This is a genomic window from Thalassoglobus sp. JC818 (genome assembly GCF_040717535.1).
In the GTDB taxonomy this organism is placed as follows: domain Bacteria; phylum Planctomycetota; class Planctomycetia; order Planctomycetales; family Planctomycetaceae; genus Thalassoglobus.
On sequence record NZ_JBFEFI010000014.1, the window covers coordinates 49,738 to 69,644 of the forward strand.

Genomic DNA, 19,907 nt, shown 5'->3' on the forward strand with positions numbered 1-19,907 from the left:
GTGGCACGAATGAATATTATCTGAGCTTGTGAAGCTCTCTTTTGCAAATTCGCATGAGTCAAGATTGCTCGAAGCTGCATCAAACCGTACAGAAAGCGGTCCAAAAACGAAAGAATCGACCAGTTTCTGCCGCAGATCGTCCACCTAGAGCAAGTTGCTCTTACCTATGCACTCGCTTGCACTGTTTCATAGATTAAGATGCTGAGCTTTCTCGTGCGAGATCGTGCATACAAGATCAGAAAATGCTCTTATTGGGTGAGCAGGGCATTCCTCACAGGCACGTATCAACTGATACAGCTCGGAGGATGATCGTATCGAAGCGGACTCACGTCAGGGCGAACAAAGATTTGCTGAAAGCTGCAAAATCAGCAAATTGACAATGAAGAATATCTCCTTCGCAATTCGTTCTCAGTCTTTAAAGATGAGGATACGCCACGGTGACTTCAATTGCCGTTCGATCTGCCATTTGTGGTGCAATCGACGAGGCTGCTTTCACTGCAGATCGGGTCATCAACGGATTCAATCTGGAGAGTAAGGTGGTGAATCCGATATCGGGACTTCAGTAGCTCGGTGATCTCGCGGAGCATTTCTCGATGCGAACATTGAGAATCGACAACAACGTGTGCTGACAAGGCAGTGAGGCCACTTGAGATTGTCCAGACATGAAGACAGTGGACGCCGTGGATATTCGAAAGTGACTGCAAATGAGATTCTATATCGCTCACGTCGATATCATTGGGAGCGTATTCCATCAGCACTCGGATTGCTTCACGAACGAGATTCCATGATGAGACGAGGATCAGCAGGCAGACAATGACCGAAATCAGTGGGTCGACCCAGTTCCATTGAAAGAAGTAGATGAGGACAGCTGCCAGGATCACCGCGACACTACCGAGAGTGTCTCCCATCACGTGCAGCCATGCTCCTCGCATGTTGAGATCGTGCGTGTGTCCGCCATGAAGAACTTTGAGTGAAATGAGATTGACGACGAGACCCCCGATTGCGATCCAAAGCATCGGGCCACCGAGAATCGGTTGCGGGTCCATGAATCGTTCCCAGGCTTCGTGCATAATGCCGCCCGCCACGAGGAACAGCAGCGATCCATTAAATGCCGCTGCGAGAATCTCGGCTCTCAGATGACCAAATGTCTGCTGAGCGGTTGAGGTTCGACTCACCATCCAAGCTGCGAACAGGCTGATGGCCAGAGCGGTCATGTCCGAAAACATATGCCCCGCATCTGCAAGCAGCGCAAGTGACCCGGTCCACAGACCTCCAAACAGCTCTGCAAGGAAGTAGATGAAAACCAGAGACATCGTCACGGACAGTCGACGCGTCTGATCGCTTGCAGAGTGAGAATGGTGGTCGCACTCGGATTTTGAGTCGAGTTGCACGGAACAGTCAGTCATAGAAAGTCGAATCAGGTTGATGATTTGAGTACGCAGTTACTGTGAATCACGCGACCTGATTGCATAAAGGGCGTCGTACGTCCGCAAATAAAGAGTTCCATTGGCGACAATCGGGGAGGCTGTGATCGGTTCGTTCATCTCGATCTCCGAAACGATCTCGAATTCCGGACCAGCTTTGAGGACCGTACAATGTCCATCTTTCGCACACCAGATCAAATGTCCATCCACGTAGATGGGGCTGGATCGATGCTGAGCGGTATGCGTGCGTTCGTAGTAGTGCTCTTTGCCGGTTTCCAAGTCGCAACAGAAAACTCGACCGTCTTTGCGGAAGAAATAGACGAGGCCATCGTGAATCAGCGGAATGGAAACATCCGGCGTCTTGTCGAGAAACCATCGCAAGGCTGCGGGTTCTTCGGTGACATCGCCCTGCAGCGCGTCTGACACTTTCAAGGCAATTGTCGGACCCGCTTTCGCAGTGGGAATCACAATCGAGCCGTTGCTGATGCCGGGGGATGAAACGAATCGGAACGTTGGGTCGAATTTGCCAGTGTTGTAGGGTGACGGGCCGTTCAGTCCCTCAAATCTCCAAAGCTCTTTTCCATCTTCGAGGCTGTGACCAGCTGTGTAGTCAGCTCCATGAGTGACCAGGAACTGTGTCTCTCCGTCGTCATACAGAAACGGTGACGCGTAAGAGTGCTTGCATTCAAATTTTGCATCGCTGGGACGATCGACAGCCCAGATTTCCTCACCGGTTCTTTTGTTGAGTTTGATGATCTTGCCGACGGTGTAGTCGTCACGCATTGTCCCGTGGATCAGTTGCAGGAAGAGTGCGTCATCGTGCAGAACGGGCGTTGATGTCATTCCGAACTGGATATCAAACCTGCCATAACGATCCTGAACGTTGAAGTCCCAGACCGGTTCACCATCGACTGTGAAGCATGCGAGGTGTCCGGTCCCGAAGAAGATCCAGACCAGTTCGCCGTCAGTACAAGGGGAGGGCGATGCTGAGTTCCCCTCTCCTCCTCGAGCATCTTTGTTACCAGTTCCAACCTTGCGCTTCCAAAGAATCTCTCCGTCTGTCGAGAGTCCGAGCAAAACGAGATCGTTGCCTTCAATCGAGCTGACGAAGATTTTGTCATCCCAAACGACTGGAGTTGCTCCAGCCGGACCGGGAAGAGGAGTACGCCACACGACGTTTTCCGTCTGTGACCACTCCATTGGAATACCGGTCGCTGTTGAAACCCCGTCGTTCTGAGGTCCCCGCCATTGCGGCCAGTTTTCACCTACAGCAACCGAACAAACAAGAACAAGGAGATAGGGGCAAATTTTCGCCATTGCTTCAGTCCAGTCTGATTGTGATCGCTACTCGGATTGACGGTTGCAGCACTTGGAGGATGTGATCAATTGGTTATCCCAATGATCAATAGTGCCCCAACATATGGAAGGTTTACAAGCCGAATTGTGTTGAGTTGTGGTGATTCGTCGGGTGGAAAATTGTGGCAGTCAGGGGCTGTCGTTGGTACTCAAACAGCATTGTGTTTTGCGGTTTTGATCGACGACAATAATGCCCTTCGAGGAGTCTGGCACCTTGCGAGAAGGTCGTCAATGGACCATGCTCTACGGAGCGAGAATTCAGACAGCCCGGTTGTGAACTGACCGGGAACTCCCAGAATTCGAGAGGCAGTTTCCGAATTCGATTGTCGAAGTGAACAGTAGATTGACTCTCGCTGAAGCCGATTCGTTTCAATTCATCGACGATGGATTTCAAATGCCTGCAGAACAGCCCGATTCAGCGACTTTCGATTCTTTGGTGTCGCTGCGCGAGTCAATGAGTGAACTTCGGGACGAACTGCGGCAGGTTGTCGTTGGGCAAAGTGAGGTCATCGACCAGATTCTGCTCTCGATTCTATGCGGGGGGCACTCGCTTCTCGTCGGCGTCCCCGGGCTGGCGAAAACGCTCGTTGTGAAAGCGTTAGCCGAGACACTCGGGCTGACTTTTAATCGCGTTCAATTCACCCCCGACTTAATGCCAGCTGATATCACCGGGACTGAAGTTCTTCAAGAAGATCGGGAAACCGGACACCGCGAATTTCGATTCATCGAAGGACCGATTTTCGCCCAAGTCGTCCTCGCCGACGAGATCAATCGAACTCCTCCGAAAACACAAGCCGCTCTACTCGAAGCAATGCAGGAGCGGCAGGTCACAGCGGGGGGACACAAACATCTTCTTCCCTCGCCGTTTTTTGTGCTGGCGACACAGAACCCAATCGAACAGGAAGGGACTTATCCACTTCCCGAGGCTCAACTCGATCGATTCATGATGGAGATTCGAGTCGACTATCCCAGCGAGAACGAGGAGCTGGAAATCGTTCGTCAGCAGTCGCGACGAAAGGCCGTCCATCTCAAGCAGGTGCTCTCGACTGAAGATCTTCTAAGGTTCGCCGAGACAGTCGATGCGATGCCGATCGCCGATCACGACGTCCGCTATGCGATCGCACTCGTCCGTGCTTCGCGACCATCAAACGCAGAAGCTGTCTCCGCCACGCAAAACTACATTCAATGGGGAGCAGGTCCCAGAGGTTCGGAGTGTCTCGTAGCAGCAGCCAAAGGGCACGCTGCGATTCACGGTCAGAGTTTTGCTTCGTATGAGAATATTCAAGCAGTCTTCAGGCCGGTTATGCGGCACCGAATCGTCCTCAGCTACAACGCCGAAGCAGATGGAGTCAGCATCGACGACGTTCTGGCCCAACTGATCGAACAAGTTCCGCCACCGACGCAGGGGCCGGTTCAGAAAGTCTTTCAAAAATATCTCTCGAAATCAGAACGCTGAGAACTTGATTGCTTTCGCTTCCGGTCGCATCTTTCGTCTTGTAATGGCTTGTGACTCCTCAACGGTGTGAAAGACTTCTCAATCACGAAGCTTTGAGTGGCTTCAAAAGAAGACTCAAATGGAACAGCGACGAATCACTCCCGAGACGCTTTCAGGAATCGAGTCGCTGAAGCTGCGGACGAAAATCGTCGTCGAGGGACTTCTCAGCGGGAGTCATCGCGGACAGGATCGAGGATTCTCCGTCGACTTCGCCGAACACCGAGACTATTCCCCCGGAGATGATGTCCGATTTCTGGATTGGAAGCTCTCGGGTCGACGTGACCGATATTATGTCCGGCAGTTCGAGGACGAGAATCAACTGGCAGTGTCGATTGTGATCGACAACAGTGGCTCGATGACGTATTGCTCGCAGAGCTCGGAGATGTCAAAGCTTGAATATGCAATCACTCTGGCTGCTGCATTAATGTGGGTCACGTCGGAGCAGCGTGACGTGTCACGGCTGATGACATTCGACGGAGAACAGCATCTTGGCTCAATCTTCGGACGTGCTGGCTTACAGCGAGGGTTTGATGCACTTGAGGACATTCTGGAGTCAGCTACAGGTAGCAGCGATCAGAATTCTGAAGATGACGAAAACTGGATCGGCTTAGGAAAAGCGGTCGAGCGCATTAGCCGACAGTCCGTTGTGATTCTGTTGACGGATGCTTTCGGGGATCTCAATTCGCTGAATCGAATTCTTGCGAGGCTTCGACAACTTAAGTGTGATGTGCGGCTTGTTCAGGTGATCGACCCCGCCGAAGCAACGTTCCCATTCGAAGGGAGTGTCATGTTTCGGGATCTCGAAGGTGGAGGCGATCAGATTGCAGTCGTCGATGCCATTCGGTCCGGGTATCTGGCAGAGTTCGAACAGTTTCAACATCAGCTAGGCAGAATCGTGGGAGCCATGGGCGGAACACGCGTCGTGGTCGAATCGAACTCAGCATTCAATCATTCATTGCGTTGCATTCTCGAACGAGGAAACTCGAGTGGTCGATGATCAGATCGAAAGGCCGACTCGAATAAGTCTCGGTCAGTCCAACTGGTTGTTTGGCGGAGCGGTCTTCGTGATCATGTGGGCAACACTGATCGCTTATTATCAGTTCAAATTTGATCTGAACATCCCTCCTTCAACTTCCGGCGATGAAGTCGACTACGATTCATTGGGTTGGGAACTTGCACACGGACGCGGGTTTCGAGTCGATCTCAACGACCCGGAATTCCGAGAGCCATATGACGTCGCAGCCCAAACTAGCGAACGATTTCGGCTCCCTCATCGGGAAAGCGAGATCAGTACGACGAGACCTCCGTTCTATCCATGGGCCATCAGCTACATCAACCGGTTGGTTGGTCGACAATTTTGGGGGACGCGTATTCTGGACGCAGCATTCGTCGCAGCGACGGGGGCATTGTTGGCGGTGTGTGTGCGGCAGGATTTCGGAATGACCGCTGCGGGGCTCTCGATCATCCTGTTTCTAGGAGTCGATGTTCGCACGCGACTCTACGGACGGGCCATTCTGACTGAAGCCATGGCGATGTTTTTCGTCTCATTGATTTGCGTCGTGATCCTGAAGTTACGCTTCCACAAATTTCGATCCCGCATCGATGACATTCTCTTTTCCGTTGCCATCGGTCTGCTCATTGGGTTCGCCGTGCTGGTCAGGACGCTGATGATTCTCTGGCTTCCGGGAATCTGTCTGCTCCTCCTGCTCATCTGGATGCGTCTGGGATTCTCAGCAAAGCGGTCTGCCCTGCTGGTCGCCTGTGCGATGTCTGGAGTGCTTCTCGCCATCGTTCCCTGGTGCGTTCGAAATATCGCAGTCACAGGAGAATTCATGCCCATGGGAACTCAAGGGCTCGTTCAACTTTCCGCGTCGTTTGGCGATGAAGTTTGGGAATCCGGCGGTGTCTGGCGAAACCTTGAGCACTCCGGATTCTTCGATGAAGTCGTCAGCGATGATCAGACGCCAGTCGAAAGAGAAGTCGCCAAAGCAAAGTGGAGTCGAACACAAGCGAAAGAATGGATCTTCCATCAACCGGGTCGTGCGATCGCTCTGATTCCGATGAAGATCAAAGAGGAGTTTCGGCCGAGAAACCTGACAGAGGCAGTCATCCTGTGCCTGTTTCTGCTCGGGATCTGGCCAGCACTCTGGACTTCGAGCGGAAGAGTTTGCTTGGCCTTGCTTGCGATTAACGCAATCGCCATCGGCGCGACATGGTCCGTCGAAGGCAGATTCCTCGTGCCGGTGCTCTTGCCGATGCACTACGTCGCTGTCTTGGGAATTGTCTGGATCGCGCTAATGATCCCATTCGCTCCACTGCAGAGAGTGTTCGCTCAGCGTCAAGTCCGTGAAGCCTGACAGTTCTGTGGATACTCAGTAGACAAGTAAGACGCCTACCGGCAGAGAATCCAGCCGGACAGCTTCGAGCAACATTGAAGCGTGCATAACTTCACGTCGACCCAGATTCGCTCGCAGACTCCATCTGGTTCAGGAATGGGCTCAATCTCACCGGGAACTTCATAGACCGGGCCAACCAGATAGATCGCGTTGAGTTCGATTCCTTCAGCGAGGCTCGCTGGGGAAACTCTCGGAGGATTGCTGACTTTCAGCCAGTCAATGGAGACGAGAGCATCCGTCACGTATTCAGAACAGTGAAGGCCGGCATTGCGTTTTCCCGTGATGTGATGTTTCACCGAATACGGTCGACCGAGCTGTGATTCCAGATGTCCCTTGAGTTCTGCGGCTTCTGACGCAGTGAGTTTGCGGATGGGATGAAAAACGTGCACCGTGTCCGGAGCTTGAGTCGTCAGATAGTCTTCGAGACTCATCTTCCGGACGCCGACTCCATTCATACTGTCATAAGCGATCTTCTGATCACCTTCTTCTATGACGATACCAACATGCGTATACGGGCTGTTTGTGTAACAGCGAACAGCCAGGCAATCACCTTGACTGAAAAGCAACGACCCATTTTCGCACGAGTCAACGATGTCGGCGACGACATTCGCGTCGACCATCACGCTCGGCGTTGCTTTTTCGTCTGCGAAAGTCGTGTTCGCGCCACCAAGTGACGCAGTGGCGAGCACAAACGCAGCGATCAGAAATCTCACAATAGCGGAATTCATCCGAGAATCTCCTGAATCGGAATCAGTAACGTTGTGTCGAGTCAAGAATGCTCTCCACCTCTCCGGCCAACGTTGTCCTCAGTGAGGATGCAGAACTCATTCCCACACCGGAATGTCAGCTTCGCTTACGAAAATCGACGTGTTTCGGACTCATCAAATCTGACAGTCCGGCAAAAAATGGCAAATCTCAAATTGACCGAACCACATGCTGCCAGTTTGACAGCACAAGCTGTGATGGCAAGTCTTTCCCCGCCAAAATCGCGCGTTCGAAAAATGAGTGAATCGCGTATCTCTTTTGTCAACAATGTGATATGTCGAACTGTGAGTCTTGGCACGCCATTTGTAGCAGGGAGGGGAAACTAAGGAACAGTGTGTGTTGAGAGAGCACAGCATTTCGTGGTGACTCACCGCACAAGCAATTAGACATCCATCATGGGAGTGGTCATTCATGGCGAAGAAGGCCAAATCGACAGGCGGAACGAAAATTGTCCCGCTGGGCGACAAAGTTGTGCTGAAAAGACAGGTTGCTGAGGACACAACCGCAGGTGGAATCGTTCTTCCTGATTCCGCAAAAGACAAACCACAACGAGGCGAAGTGGTCGCAATCGGCGATGGGCATACCCGTGACGATGGCGAGAAAGTTCCGCTGACAGTCAAAGAAGGAGATCGAGTGATCTTCAGCTCTTACGCTGGCGACGAAATCAAAGTCGGCGACGAAGAGTACCTCTTGCTGCGTGAGAGCGATATTCTCGCGACCTACTAGCAGCTGTTGGAAGGAGTTTTGGCAGGCCGGAGCATTTGATGATCTCAGTATCATCGCCACAACAGACAGCCCGGCAGCTCAACGTCAGAACTTCGCCAGGAATTAAATTTCAACTTTTTGAACAGATCTCTCAAACTCTGTGAGGAGAATAACATGGCCAAGATGATTGCTTTCGATCAGGAAGCACAGGAAGCCATGCGACGCGGAGTCAGCAAGCTGGCAAAAGCTGTTCGCGTGACGCTGGGACCAAAAGGGCGAAACGTCATTTTGGAAAAAAGCTTCGGTTCGCCGACTGTGACCAAAGACGGTGTGACCGTCGCCCGGGAAATCGAACTTGCTGACAAGTTCGAAGACATGGGAGCCCGCATGGTCCGTGAAGTCGCCAGCAAGACTTCAGACGTCGCCGGAGACGGAACGACAACCGCCACCATCATGGCCGAAGCGATCTACAACGAAGGTCTCAAAGCCGTCGTCGCTGGTGTCAGCCCGCTCGAAATGAAGCGTGGAATGGAAAAGGCTGTCGAGCAGATCACCGAAAAGCTTCGCGAAATGGCGATCCCTTGCCGCGACAAGAAAGCCATCGCTCAGGTCGGAACCGTCGCTGCCAATGGTGACGACACCATCGGCAAGATTCTCGCCGACGCCATGGAAGCTGTTGGAAAAGACGGTGTCATCACCGTTGAAGAAGGCAAAAGCCTCTCCACAGATTTCGAAGTTGTCGAGGGAATGCAGTTCGATCGCGGTTACCTCTCTCCTTACTTCGTGACCGACTCACAAAGCATGGAATGCGTTCTCGAAGACGCTTACGTGCTCGTCCACGAAAAGAAAATCAGCAACATCAAAGACCTCGTTCCAATCCTGGAAAAGGTCGTTAACTCCGGCAAGCCGCTGCTGATCATCGCTGAAGACGTTGAAGGTGAAGCACTCGCGACACTCGTCATCAACAAGCTTCGCGGAACCTTCAAAATCGCAGCTGTCAAAGCTCCTGGATACGGCGATCGTCGTAAAGCCATGCTTCAGGACATCGCCATCATGTGTGGCGGACAGGCGATCTTCGAAGATCTCGGAATCAAACTCGACAACCTTCAGTTGTCCGACTTGGGTCGCGTCAAGAAAGTTGTCATCGACAAAGACAATACGACTCTGATCGAAGGCGCTGGAAAGACTGCCGACATCAAAGCCCGTATCGATCAGATCCGCGCTGAGCTCGCAAACTCCACCAGTGATTACGACAGCGAAAAACTGGAAGAGCGAATCGCAAAGCTCTCCGGTGGTGTCGCTCAAGTGAACGTCGGAGCAGCGACCGAATCAGAAATGAAAGAGAAGAAGGCTCGCGTTGAAGATGCTCTGCATGCGACCCGCGCTGCTGTCGAAGAAGGAATTCTTCCAGGCGGTGGAGTGGCTCTGCTGCGTGCGTCAGCCAGCGTCGACCCTGGCAAACTCTCACACGACGAAGAAGTTGGTTACAACATCATTCGTCGTGCATGCCGTGCTCCACTGACACAGATCTCCAACAACGCCGGCATGGACGGCAGCGTGATCTGCGAGAAGGTTTCCAACCTGAGCGGAAACGAAGGCTATAACGCAGCGACCGACACCTACGAAGACCTCGTCAAAGCTGGTGTCATCGATCCTGTGAAAGTGACCCGCACCGCCCTCCAGAACTCCTCCAGTGTTTCAACACTGCTGCTGACCAGCGATGCCCTCATCGCCGACAAGCCAAAGGACGACAAAAAAAGCGGCGGACACGACAGCGACCTCTACTAAGTCGCCCGTGAACGAACGAAGCTGAGTCAGCTATCAAGTTTGCCCCGGGTGACTCACCCGGGGCAAATTCAATCGACTCAAAAAAACTCAACCCTGAGCGTGATCCACGCTCAGGGTTTTTTCGTGTCTCAACACTCGTTGATTGAGTCGCTTAGAGTTGAAGCGACACCCTCTGCGTTAATGCTGTCTTAATCTGTACTACCTAGATTTAGGGTGGGATAAGGAACGACGACGCACACCCACTATTGAACAAGGAGTTTTGTTCTACAGAAATTGATTGAGACGGTGTTGGTCAAAGTACAGATGGAAATGAGCACTTGGGGCGAATAGATCACCTAAATCGGAATTTTCGCTCCAATGGCGGGACTGCATCGCTCCCACGATTTGTCCCACTCTACGTCGTTATGTTGGCAGTTTGTACGTGCGCAACGCCTCGACTACGCAAAGTAGATGTCTTTAGCTTTCTGCGAGATTTGACTCCTCCGGTGTCCATCTATCATCTCCTTGTGCACGAGGTCTTGGTCCTGTAGTTTGCTTGTGCGATGCCCGACTAATTGATATGTGCCGTCGATTAGCAGCGAGATTTCTCCCGCCCGCATCCAGTCATCGGCCTCTTCTAATACGTTTAGGATCTCCAGTTCGACTTCTTCGAGCATTAACGCCTCGTCTAGTTTCGCTACTTCGGATTCAAAGTCGTCGCTAAGTTGCACGACTGAGCAAATACCAGACTGACATTCCGGGCATTTCCAACGGTAGAATGCAATCTTCTCTTCGTCGTCCATCGAAAAACATGCACCGCATTCATCACAACGGATTGTTGTGGTTTTCGACAAGAATTGATGTATGACTCGGTTGTAATCGAAGCAACGCTGGACGAAGTAGTTTCGGTAATCTCGCCCCGGCGGATATCCCCAGGCGAATTTCTCCGCTTCCGCCAGACCATAAAAGAATGCGAATACGGATACGTCGCGTCCGTTCTTGTCTCTCGTGTCTGAATACTTTGTAACCAGAAAGTTAAATTCCAACGAGGAGAGTACGCTTTCGAGTTTTGGATCAATATAAAAATGACTAACTGGAGGGTTACCCCCAAGCTTGGAAAAGTAGGATCCGCCAACTTCTCCTCGATAAATCCGCTTCTTCAAATCTGTGGACTCTGTCAACAGCGTTTTTAGCAACCTTTGTTGATTGTGCCTGTCAAGTTTTCGCTCGAAAGGTTCCAGCGCGAATCGACCCGCTCGGTCAAAATATTGTGCGACAATAGATGAATAGTACTTGTTTGATGCAAGACGTATACTTGCTGCAGTAATGCCGAGTCCACGTGAAACTCGATCCAAATAGCAGTAGTACAAGACATAACCTAGCAAACGAGGTGCATTGGTCGACGCATGAAACAGCAATTTGAATAGCTCGGTCGCGTCTGCAGATGGATCAAAATAGTGCGTGACATCCTGACCGAACGCCGCGAATCGTTTTTCGAGCAATCGACGCGTGTAATCAATAGCATTCGCTTCGGCGGTTTGGAGTTCATTCGACTTGTAAAGTTGCGAGAAGTCGAGACACATCGTGTCAACTTTGCCAGGGTCAATGCGTCCGTAGTAAACGCGGCCTGGGTAGCCAGCGATCTTTAATTTGATTCGCTCATTCGTTGCGTTGTTCAACGGTGAGAGAATCACGTCCACGAACAGTCGTTGGCTAACCCATTCCAATTCTGAGAAATCGTCGAAAAACACGACCAAACGGAGTAGTTTTGCCTCATCAAGCAAATCGATGATTTCACCGATCAGCTTGGTGAAAGGAAAAGTCTTCAAAACAACGTCGGAGTATTCGTGGTAGAGTTCCTTGTCATCTAATGTCTTCGCGAAATCCGAGCTCCCCAATTCGCCATTGACCTCGCCACCAATTCCGAAGGGATTCACGGATGCACTTGCTGAAACTCGTGTGGATTTCTCTTTCTGCTTCTCAGTTTCACTACGTCTCTTCGCTTTCGCGGAGATTTCGCGAAGTACTGGCAGTTCTTCCGCATGCATCTCGCATTTGCTTACCCGCTCGGCGATATCCATGAGTTCCTTGATCAGGTCTTTATAACCTCGCTTCCGACCAATCCATCGATCAATCAGTGTCATCGACTCAGAGGCTTTTTCGAGCTCAGATATCAGCTGTCTTATCACTTCGCCAAGGAAGTGCTTCTTCAACTGATGTGCTCGTAAAATTGCGGGATCAACGTCTTGCATTTTCTGATCGAAAACAACGGGCTGATTACCTACAGCCAATTCGTGTAAACTCTTGACGTCAATATAGATGGATATAAGGTCGGAGCGCTTGCGAATTTCGGATTGAGCTTTTGCAAAAACAGTGCTCTTTCCTGTGCCTTTTCGGCCAGTTAAAAAAGTGGTGTTTCCGGCGAGGACCGTCGAAAGCACTGCATTTCCAGGGAGTGGATCAACGTATAAGTCATCAATTGGATTTCCACCAACATCTGCAGCAAAGTCCTTTAACTCTGCCCGACGATACTGCCGGAGCGACTCGGCAATTCGGGAAAATGCAGTGGCATTCATATTTCGGACCTGTGGTTGAAATTTGAGAGATATGTTTCTTCTGGACTTGGAGAACCTCCTCCAAGCCATGATCCAAATGGTAGCAGATTTCAAAACTCGTCGACTCCCATTGATGGGGTGGGAAACGCTGGGTGGTCCGACCGGGATCTGCTGGGTTGCGTAGCAACAAGATGCTTCGCTGTTTGGTTTCTAACATTATCCGACGACAAAATCATCACTCGTTTCCAGTCCCGGTGGCCATTGGATCGGAACCCCAACTGTTCGTCGTTGTAGATACCAGCGAGCCGAACTCCAGGGCCAGTCGGTTGCCGACTCATCGAACCCTGCCCGGACTGGATTCTCGTGTCGATCGTCAAGCTTCTCTTCGACTTTCATTTGTGACCAGAAATTCCCACTATCATACCGAGCTTGACAGATGGCATCAGTCGAATCGATAGTCGGCCAGCATTTCGAGAAGGTCTGCCGCAGGAATTGTTTCAGAGTTGTTGAAAACGGATTCTTGAGCCTGGAAGCAGATGGTGAAAACATCTTGTGCCTTCAGCACCCAGCCGACGTCGACCGAGCGACCCTGCGTTACAGTGTAGCAATGAGCGAGTCACAAGCCGAGTAGAACTTAGCGTCCTTCTGACGAACGGCTTGCAGCACGTTTCGAACCGTCAGCCGCTCTTGGTCGGTAAGACTCTTGATTTGCTCTGAATATGCTGTCAATGTTGGTGCCGAGTTCAGAATCCGCATGTGAACGATAACCGCCCATCGTGGTGAATGTCCGAAGAAATCGCCAAGGTGGTTGCCGATTTCACGAACATACGTCGCATCATCGAAATTCTCGATGGAATGGATGATTGAGAACATCAACTCATCGTATTCGGCATCATCCTCGAAGAACGGGAGCAGCTTTCCGATGCAGTCGGGATCGTTCAAAGTGGCAACCTGACCAAGCAGGTCTTCCACACGTTCGACGTAGCCGTTCTTCTGGTTCGTTAATTCGGTCTCTATCTGAGTTATCAAACTGTCAATCATGAGCTTATCCTCCCGGTTTCTTGCCGAACAATTCAGGGTGTGATTGCTTGTTTAGGCGTATCAATTCCTGCAACTGCTGCCGGATGTAAGCATCGTAAAGCCCCTCTTGCTGATAGATGCTCCGGGCATCTCTTATGCCACGCTGGGTGGTCCGGTCGAGATCGGCAGGGTTGTGTAGCAACAAGATGCTTCACTGTCCGGATTCTAACTTTAAACGACGACGAAATCATCATCCGTTTCCAGTCCCGGAGGCCATTTGAAGGGAGCCACAACTGTTCGTCGCTGTCGATACCAGCGAGCCGAACTCCAGAGCCAGTCGGTTGCCGACTCAACGAACCCTGCACGAACCGGATTCTCGTGTAGATCGTCAAGCTTCTCTTCGACTTTCTTTCGTGACCAGAGATTCACTCCATGGTGCCGAGCCTGTCAGATGGCATCAGTCGAATTGATTGTCGACCAGTATTTCGGGAAGGTCTGCCGCAGGAATTGTTTCAGAGTTGTTGAAACCGGATTCTTGAGGCTGGAAGCACATGGCAATAACAACTTGTGCCTTCGTCGCCCAGCCGACCTCGGCCGGGCCGCCCTGCGTGCCGTAATTACTCAACCCAAAATCTTATCGCTCTGGTTCAACTCTTGGGAGCATGTCAGTATCATGCATCATGAGATTACGATTCATGACTCTTATCACTTCGGGAGCTTGAATGATGAGATGTGCTGGAGTTGCGATTGCTGTTGTCGTTTGCGTTTCCATGACCAGTTTGGCTTATGGCGACTTTACTTTTGTGTCTCAAAGTGTCCAGCAAAACTTCGATGGGACGACGGATTTTTCAATCACATTTAATCGAGTGCCCGATTTTACGATCGTCGATACTGTGGGCCGGCAGCAGAGTGCATTTCAGTTTATGATTTACGGCGATGTGCGCTATGCATCGATCATCCGTGGCCCAGAAATTCATTTATCGGGTTCGATGCTGCGAATTCGAAACGGATCAGGCAGTAGCGGTGACCCCGGTTCGGGAGGCTGGGGAACTGTGATTACGGAAGTCCCCTGGGTGCTCGATGACAAAACAGTGACGTTCTCGGTGCAGACGTCGTTATTGACGACAAAATTTTTCACCGATGGCGGATTTCGTTACGACGTGTTGGCCACAGAATACGGAGCCTCGACGAGAAATTTGCAAGGGCTCAGCAGTGTTCCCGAACCATCGACATTTTCCCTACTGGGCTTAGGTGGCCTCACCTTGGGATTCTTCTGTCGCAGGCGGATAGCGTGGTGTTTTCGATGATTAAAGCATCTTCAGATTTGGTTGACACCTTTTCTGAGGGTGGCCCAGCCGACCTCGGCCGGGCCACCCATGAATCTGTCTCATTCTGCGTGTTCTCATATTCAAATTAGCAGCCTGCCATGTCTGCGAAGAACATACATGTCTGACCGGTTGCTAATTCGATGTCCCGGCTGCAATGCCATCGTTGCTGCAACACGAGCTGCTTGCCTTGGATGTGGTCGATGCCTGAACTGTGGTCGTAAACGCGTCACAAAAGTCGACCAATGTCCGACGTGCGACATCCCGTACTGTGACTGCTGCGGTCGCTGTCCAGAATGCGCTGAATTGAGATACTCCGATATCGGCCCTTGTGAATGCGGTCACCCAGACGACCAATCAGCCCTCCAATCACTCGTTCGCTACCACGCCGTCGTCGGTGCAGAAAGGGCACCGACACCTGCTGGTTGTATGATCGCGATGATTGTCTGCGCTGCCTTCATCATTTGTGCTGTCGTGGGGTTGAGGATTTGGTTCTAATGACAACTTCCTGACGTGCTTCACTGAAAAAATAGACAGAGTGCGACGCAGACCCACCATCAACTGAGGAATGATGTTCTCGCGGAAATCGACTGAAGCGGAAGTGATTCATCTACTGGTGGGAGTGATCCGAAGCTTGGAGTGAATCGATGTCCCGAATCAGAATTGTCGCTCCGTTGGTGAGGCGGCATCGCTCCCGCGATTCGTTCCGAGTACGAATGTTCCGATCTGTCCTTCGGATTTTTGACCAAGCGTTCAATGGTTCTTGCTCCGTTGACTTCCTTGACGTGAACGAAAAGAGTTCATGATGTCCCACTCTGTGACAATTCAACCGATGACGACAGAAGATGTGTCTGAGGTGCTGGCGTTGTGGGAGGGGATTGAAGGTTTAATTCTGACTGCGACGGATAATGTTGAAGATTTAAGTTGTTACTTCCAGCACAACCCAGGGCTGAGTCAGGTGGCGATTCATGATGAGAGCGTGGTGGGCGCGGTTTTGTGTGGGCATGATGGAAGGCGCGGGTACCTGCATCATCTCGCGGTGACTGCGGAATATCAAAAGCAGGGGATTGGGCGAGCACTGGTTCGTGAGTGCATGTCGAAGCTGAGGAACGTCGGGATTCGCCAATGCAATCTCTTCTTGATTGCTGACAACGCGGACGGTCGCCGGTTCTGGGAGAACGATGGATGGAGCGAGTGGCCGGAGATTCGACTCATGTCGAAAACGATTGAAGGGTGAAGAAAACAGCTCATCCCTGAGTACGTTTCGAATCGTTCGATCGGTCGGGGCATTTGAGATCAGAGCGGACTTCAGTTCCAGTTGTCGATTTTGATGTCGTTGGGGGATGGGCGGCCCTGGCCTGATTCGACGTAGGCCCGCAGGCTCAGCAGGAATGTGGCCCACTTCATGTTGCAGTGTGCGAAGCTTTCGCTCTGCTCCTGCCAACCGGAGTGTGAAAAGATCACGGTCGACTGGTCGTCTTCTTCTGTGATCTTGAACGCGACCTTCGTGCCGATCCAGTCGTCAGGTCCTCCGACGCATTCCCAGTGCAGGGTTGTCGGGGACGTCTGTTGAGTGATTTTCATCGAGATCGTTCCGATGCATTCACCACCGGGTGATCGAAAGATAAAACTCAGCGTGCCTGATTCATCGCGATTGTCTTCGATTTCGTTGGTCCACCACTCTCGCAGGCCTTCTGTGGTATTGACGGCTCGAAAGACCTCAGTGGGTTTGGCTTTGATGCCGATGCGGTGCAGGATTTGTGACATGAATAGACTCCGAAGGTGTTGTGACTCGATTTGATCGATACTTGCAAAATGCAAGTATCTGTCAGTGTGCCATCGCTACTTGTGAAATGCAAGTAGAAGGTGTAGGATTTTTTTATGGCGAAGAAAGAAAATGTCGCGGAGAACACAGAGCTTCGGTCGCACTGTCCGGTGAATTACGCTCTGGAAATGGTGGGCGATCGCTGGGCGCTGCTGATACTGCGTGACATGGTTTTTCGAGGCAGAAGGACCTACGGAGAGTTTCTGGCCAGCGAAGAGAAGATCGCGACCAACATTCTGTCGACTCGGCTCCGACAGCTGAAGGAACGTGGAATCTTGCAGCAGGCCAAGCGAAAAGGTCCGTACGAACTGACAGAGAAGGGGCTCGACCTCATTCCACTATTGTTCGAAATGGTGCTTTGGAGTTCCAAATACGATCCCCATTCAGAAGCAGCCCGTATCCCGCGACTGGTGGAATTGATCGAGAAGAACAACCGTAAAGTCAGCGAAGAAGTCATCTCCCAGGTTCGCAGAGGCGAACCGGTCGTCAAAAATTATCTGTAGCTGCGGAGAGCGGTCGATTCAGTGGAAGTAGGATCGGACAAATTACGTACGGTTTTGATGACCGATCGGGACAATCTATGTGGACACCTCAATTGAGTCCGATTCAGCTAAAAAGCACCGTCTCGCTACGGGGGCTGATTGTGGCATTCTTCGTGGTGGTGGTTGCGTTCTATTGCATTTCGGGTGTCCGTGAGGCGCGGGAGGATGTTGAACGAAGCATCGCGCGGAGCCATTTGAAGTATGTCGCTTTTGTGGCAATGAATTACGAAACAGTGCGATCGGAATCGGTATTGCGTAGCGACGAAGATCCGTCACAAAGCTGGCTGGAAAGATTACATCGTTTTTATGAGCATCGAGAATTTGGCCGTGAAGAGGAAGACGTGGTAATTACGCTTGATGTTCCGAAGTGGCTTCGTGATGCAGGTGAACGAGAAGCACAAACAGCAAAATTCACTAGCTTGCGACTTGTCGAAATCAACCCAGATACCAATGAGTTCCTGTTTAGAGTCTGTGGAGAATGGATGATCGCTTATCTCCCCTCTCACAGAGTTCCCTGGACCTCGCCAGAGCAATTGTCGACCGAGGAATTCTTAGCGATTCTTGAATCGCTCCCTGCTAATCACTCTGTGCAATTCGTCACTTCGGAAGGGAAAGTCGGGGAAATCTGCAATGGAACGATTCGCCTCGCCATGAGTCGCGTCGGGTCAATTCGTTCAAATAGTCACGTAAGCTGGGTTTCGTCCCAGCAAAGGTGGGATGGGTCGATTGAATGAAAAGCGGTGCCGCGGCCGTGTTGGCCGTGCGGTTGCGGAAGAGCGTCATCTTCGACAGAATCTGGCCTGAAAGTGACAATCGACGTCTATATCCCCTCCGTCACCCTTACCAACACCTCTACCCTACCAAATGCAGAACTTCCTTAGTTCGGCCGGGAGATGTCTCAGCCTACGTGACTGCCAAACCGCTCCATGGACGAACGCTAGTTCATGGATGCCGAGTAGGTCATTTTGAATTGGGTAATGACCCATTTGCGGATGATTTCATCAGTTGATCCTACAGTTCAGAAGGCGACAGGATGCCGCTCTACGAAATGCATGCAACGCAGTTTAATGCGATAGAACAGACGACTTTTGAGTCGTCCAAGATCAAAGAACGTGGTGATTTGCAGCGGCTGCTACGCGCTCAAATTGATGTACTCGTTTCCGATACGATGGTGATCGCAGAAGAGTTTAGCAATTGGGAAGACTCATCTCGCAGGGTCGACCTGCTGGCCATTGATCGAGACGCGAACTTAGTCGTCATCGAACTGAAACGGACTGGTGATGGCGGCCATATGGAACTGCAAGCGGTTCGCTACGCCGCGATGGTATCAGCCATGACATGGGAACAAGCTGTTGAAGCCCATCGGGCTTATCGACAGGCCCTTGGGAAATCCGCCGAAGATGCTGAGCAGACGATTCTGGAATTTTTGGGTTGGGAAGAACCGGACGAAGAGAACTTCGCCAGTGACATTCGCATTGTATTGGCCTCGGCCGACTTCTCTCGCGAACTGACCACGTCGGTCTTGTGGCTGAATGAGCGTGGGCTGGATATTCGATGCCTCCGCATGGTTCCGTATAAATATCACGATCAAGTTCTATTGGATATTCAACAGGTGATCCCTCTTCCTGAAGCTGAAGAATACCAGATCCGATTGCGGGAAAAGGCGCATCAAGAACGAAGTGCACGCCAAGCGAATACTGCGAGGCAGGAACGGCATATGAAGTTTTGGGCAGGCCTGTTACCCAAAGCGAATTCGAAACTGGAATTGCATCGGCCAATTTCGCCATCGCGAGAACATTGGCTCATCTCTTCACGATTCGGAATACAGTTTGTTTACTTTATTCTCTCCGATCGTGGACGTGTTGAACTTTCTCTACAACGGTCCGTGAAAGAGGAAAACAAGGCCATCTTTGACGAGCTTTTCATCCATCGAAAACAAATCGAAGAGATGTTTGGCGGGCCACTTGAATGGAAACGACAAGATGACACGAACGTTTCGAGGATTTGTGTTCAAGTCAGCGGAGGAGGAATAAAGGACGAGTCATCGTGGGATGCGATCCAGGAGAAAATGGTCGAAGTCATGCAGGCTTTCTTCAGTGCATTCGAACCATACCTTCAAAAGTACAGGGATGGCCAAACTCCAGAGATCAGGACTGAACCAGAAACGATTTCGACATGACCGCTCATCCCAATAGATTCAATTCTAACAGTCTACATAGGGGACTAGGATGAACGACGCAGGCCGGTATTGAGTGAGGAGTTATTTTCCATCAGAAATCGGACGGGATGGAACTGGACAATTTGTTTGTGGGAGTGACTCAAAGGTTGGGGTGAATCGATGTCCCGAAACAGAATCACCCGTCCCATGGTGGGGATGCATCGCTCCAGCGATTTGTTCCATCCTGCGTGGCTATGAGATACAAGGTCTTGATTCACAGCAGCTTCCCTCAGGCTTCTTGACAACTCCGTGCGATCTATTCACGATTTCAAGAATTCTACAGTTAACACGTTGTACAGAAGAAATTCTGTGTAATTCTAGGTGTATTACTTATCAACTGCGGGATGTATGAACACCATTGAAGCGATTGGGATTGTTGGGGGATTGGCCTCGGTTGCAGGCTTGGTTGCCGCGGTCTACTATGCGCGAAAGAGCAGACGTATAAAGCAACTTACCTATGATACGAGTACTCCATTTCCTCTCGCGTCAGCAATTTCACCAGACACCGAAGACT

Annotated in this window: 19 protein-coding genes; 10 read left to right on the forward strand and 9 right to left on the reverse strand. The window is 51.2% G+C overall.

All coding sequences use genetic code 11. The annotated features are described in order from the left end of the window. Positions 1-443 precede the first annotated feature (443 nt). Together AB1L42_RS22415 and AB1L42_RS22420 are read right to left on the reverse strand one after the other, a co-directional pair. Positions 444-1,406 (reverse strand): cation diffusion facilitator family transporter, encoded by a 963-nt coding sequence (locus tag AB1L42_RS22415; protein ID WP_367061886.1) that lies wholly within the window; start codon positions 1,404-1,406, stop codon positions 444-446. Between the two features lie 36 nt (positions 1,407-1,442). Next, the gene (locus AB1L42_RS22420) at positions 1,443-2,741 is read right to left on the reverse strand and encodes a PQQ-binding-like beta-propeller repeat protein (protein WP_367061889.1); all 1,299 of its coding nucleotides are present in this window, start codon (positions 2,739-2,741) and stop codon (positions 1,443-1,445) included. 370 nt (positions 2,742-3,111) lie between these two features. Here AB1L42_RS22420 and AB1L42_RS22425 point away from each other — a divergent pair, with 370 nt between their 5' ends. From AB1L42_RS22425 to AB1L42_RS22435, 3 genes are all read left to right on the forward strand, one after another. Beyond that, positions 3,112-4,236 carry a MoxR family ATPase gene (locus tag AB1L42_RS22425; RefSeq protein ID WP_367061892.1) on the forward strand — a complete coding sequence of 375 codons (1,125 nt, stop codon included), beginning with the start codon at positions 3,112-3,114 and terminating at the stop codon, positions 4,234-4,236. Between the two features lie 118 nt (positions 4,237-4,354). After that, positions 4,355-5,272 carry a DUF58 domain-containing protein gene (locus AB1L42_RS22430; protein WP_367061895.1) on the forward strand — a complete coding sequence of 306 codons (918 nt, stop codon included), beginning with the start codon at positions 4,355-4,357 and terminating at the stop codon, positions 5,270-5,272. Next, complete coding sequence (locus tag AB1L42_RS22435; protein WP_367061898.1) at positions 5,262-6,632, forward strand: glycosyltransferase family 39 protein; 1,371 nt, start codon at positions 5,262-5,264, stop codon at positions 6,630-6,632. Before AB1L42_RS22430 ends, AB1L42_RS22435 begins: the two co-directional genes overlap by 11 nt. Before the next feature lie 35 nt (positions 6,633-6,667). Here the strand turns inward: AB1L42_RS22435 and AB1L42_RS22440 are convergent, their stop codons facing one another. Next, positions 6,668-7,399 (reverse strand): YiiX/YebB-like N1pC/P60 family cysteine hydrolase, encoded by a 732-nt coding sequence (locus AB1L42_RS22440; RefSeq protein ID WP_367061901.1) that lies wholly within the window; start codon positions 7,397-7,399, stop codon positions 6,668-6,670. A gap of 448 nt (positions 7,400-7,847) precedes the next feature. On the opposite strand from AB1L42_RS22440, the gene groES reads away from it, so the two are divergent. Continuing rightward, a complete protein-coding gene (groES, locus tag AB1L42_RS22445; protein WP_367061904.1) occupies positions 7,848-8,162 on the forward strand; it encodes a co-chaperone GroES in 315 nt (104 codons plus the stop codon). Positions 8,163-8,315: 153 nt separating this feature from the next. After that, complete coding sequence (groL, locus tag AB1L42_RS22450) at positions 8,316-9,929, forward strand: chaperonin GroEL (protein WP_367061907.1); 1,614 nt, start codon at positions 8,316-8,318, stop codon at positions 9,927-9,929. Positions 9,930-10,366: 437 nt separating this feature from the next. Here groL and AB1L42_RS22455 read toward each other — a convergent pair whose 3' ends face one another. The 5 genes from AB1L42_RS22455 to AB1L42_RS22475 form a co-directional block, all read right to left on the reverse strand. Then, complete coding sequence (locus tag AB1L42_RS22455; RefSeq protein ID WP_367061909.1) at positions 10,367-12,484, reverse strand: PHD finger domain-containing protein; 2,118 nt, start codon at positions 12,482-12,484, stop codon at positions 10,367-10,369. A gap of 195 nt (positions 12,485-12,679) precedes the next feature. Continuing rightward, positions 12,680-13,012 carry a hypothetical protein gene (locus AB1L42_RS22460; RefSeq protein ID WP_367061912.1) on the reverse strand — a complete coding sequence of 111 codons (333 nt, stop codon included), beginning with the start codon at positions 13,010-13,012 and terminating at the stop codon, positions 12,680-12,682. Between the two features lie 45 nt (positions 13,013-13,057). Beyond that, entirely contained in the window at positions 13,058-13,504 is a 447-nt protein-coding gene (locus AB1L42_RS22465; protein ID WP_367061915.1) for an Imm30 family immunity protein, read from the reverse strand. A 4-nt stretch (positions 13,505-13,508) separates the two neighbouring features. Then, positions 13,509-13,688: a hypothetical protein gene (locus tag AB1L42_RS22470; protein WP_367061918.1), complete on the reverse strand. Its 180-nt coding sequence runs from the start codon at positions 13,686-13,688 to the stop codon at positions 13,509-13,511. Between the two features lie 26 nt (positions 13,689-13,714). Beyond that, on the reverse strand, positions 13,715-13,912 hold the full coding sequence (locus AB1L42_RS22475; protein ID WP_367061921.1) for a hypothetical protein: 198 nt from the start codon (positions 13,910-13,912) through the stop codon (positions 13,715-13,717). A gap of 293 nt (positions 13,913-14,205) precedes the next feature. Between AB1L42_RS22475 and AB1L42_RS22480 the strand changes: the two genes are divergently transcribed. Next, a complete protein-coding gene (locus tag AB1L42_RS22480; RefSeq protein WP_367061924.1) occupies positions 14,206-14,790 on the forward strand; it encodes a PEP-CTERM sorting domain-containing protein in 585 nt (194 codons plus the stop codon). An 820-nt stretch (positions 14,791-15,610) separates the two neighbouring features. After that, positions 15,611-16,045: a GNAT family N-acetyltransferase gene (locus AB1L42_RS22485; RefSeq protein ID WP_367061928.1), complete on the forward strand. Its 435-nt coding sequence runs from the start codon at positions 15,611-15,613 to the stop codon at positions 16,043-16,045. A 71-nt stretch (positions 16,046-16,116) separates the two neighbouring features. On the opposite strand, the gene AB1L42_RS22490 is transcribed toward AB1L42_RS22485, so the two are convergent. Then, positions 16,117-16,575, reverse strand: coding sequence for an SRPBCC domain-containing protein (locus tag AB1L42_RS22490; protein ID WP_367061931.1), 459 nt, complete (start codon positions 16,573-16,575; stop codon positions 16,117-16,119). A 114-nt stretch (positions 16,576-16,689) separates the two neighbouring features. Here AB1L42_RS22490 and AB1L42_RS22495 point away from each other — a divergent pair, with 114 nt between their 5' ends. The 3 genes from AB1L42_RS22495 to AB1L42_RS22505 all read left to right on the forward strand — a co-directional run bounded on the left by AB1L42_RS22495 (position 16,690) and on the right by AB1L42_RS22505 (position 19,354). Next, the gene (locus AB1L42_RS22495; RefSeq protein ID WP_367061934.1) at positions 16,690-17,136 is read left to right on the forward strand and encodes a helix-turn-helix domain-containing protein; all 447 of its coding nucleotides are present in this window, start codon (positions 16,690-16,692) and stop codon (positions 17,134-17,136) included. 77 nt (positions 17,137-17,213) lie between these two features. Then, positions 17,214-17,909 (forward strand): hypothetical protein, encoded by a 696-nt coding sequence (locus AB1L42_RS22500; protein WP_367061937.1) that lies wholly within the window; start codon positions 17,214-17,216, stop codon positions 17,907-17,909. 299 nt (positions 17,910-18,208) lie between these two features. Continuing rightward, on the forward strand, positions 18,209-19,354 hold the full coding sequence (locus AB1L42_RS22505; protein WP_367061940.1) for a DUF4268 domain-containing protein: 1,146 nt from the start codon (positions 18,209-18,211) through the stop codon (positions 19,352-19,354). The last annotated feature ends 553 nt before the right edge of the window (positions 19,355-19,907 follow it).

Bases quoted from the DNA above. Each gene is read 5' to 3' on its own strand.
- AB1L42_RS22415 (WP_367061886.1), bottom strand. From the start codon at position 1,406: ATGACTGACTGTTCCGTGCAACTCGACTCAAAATCCGAGTGCGACCAC.
- AB1L42_RS22420 (WP_367061889.1), bottom strand. From the start codon at position 2,741: ATGGCGAAAATTTGCCCCTATCTCCTTGTTCTTGTTTGTTCGGTTGCT.
- AB1L42_RS22430 (WP_367061895.1), top strand. From the start codon at position 4,355: ATGGAACAGCGACGAATCACTCCCGAGACGCTTTCAGGAATCGAGTCG.
- AB1L42_RS22440 (WP_367061901.1), bottom strand. From the start codon at position 7,399: ATGAATTCCGCTATTGTGAGATTTCTGATCGCTGCGTTTGTGCTCGCC.
- groES (WP_367061904.1), top strand. From the start codon at position 7,848: ATGGCGAAGAAGGCCAAATCGACAGGCGGAACGAAAATTGTCCCGCTG.
- groL (WP_367061907.1), top strand. From the start codon at position 8,316: ATGGCCAAGATGATTGCTTTCGATCAGGAAGCACAGGAAGCCATGCGA.
- AB1L42_RS22455 (WP_367061909.1), bottom strand. From the start codon at position 12,484: ATGAATGCCACTGCATTTTCCCGAATTGCCGAGTCGCTCCGGCAGTAT.
- AB1L42_RS22460 (WP_367061912.1), bottom strand. From the start codon at position 13,012: ATGTTTTCACCATCTGCTTCCAGGCTCAAGAATCCGTTTTCAACAACT.
- AB1L42_RS22465 (WP_367061915.1), bottom strand. From the start codon at position 13,504: ATGATTGACAGTTTGATAACTCAGATAGAGACCGAATTAACGAACCAG.
- AB1L42_RS22480 (WP_367061924.1), top strand. From the start codon at position 14,206: ATGATGAGATGTGCTGGAGTTGCGATTGCTGTTGTCGTTTGCGTTTCC.
- AB1L42_RS22485 (WP_367061928.1), top strand. From the start codon at position 15,611: ATGATGTCCCACTCTGTGACAATTCAACCGATGACGACAGAAGATGTG.
- AB1L42_RS22490 (WP_367061931.1), bottom strand. From the start codon at position 16,575: ATGTCACAAATCCTGCACCGCATCGGCATCAAAGCCAAACCCACTGAG.
- AB1L42_RS22495 (WP_367061934.1), top strand. From the start codon at position 16,690: ATGGCGAAGAAAGAAAATGTCGCGGAGAACACAGAGCTTCGGTCGCAC.
- AB1L42_RS22500 (WP_367061937.1), top strand. From the start codon at position 17,214: ATGTGGACACCTCAATTGAGTCCGATTCAGCTAAAAAGCACCGTCTCG.
- AB1L42_RS22505 (WP_367061940.1), top strand. From the start codon at position 18,209: ATGCCGCTCTACGAAATGCATGCAACGCAGTTTAATGCGATAGAACAG.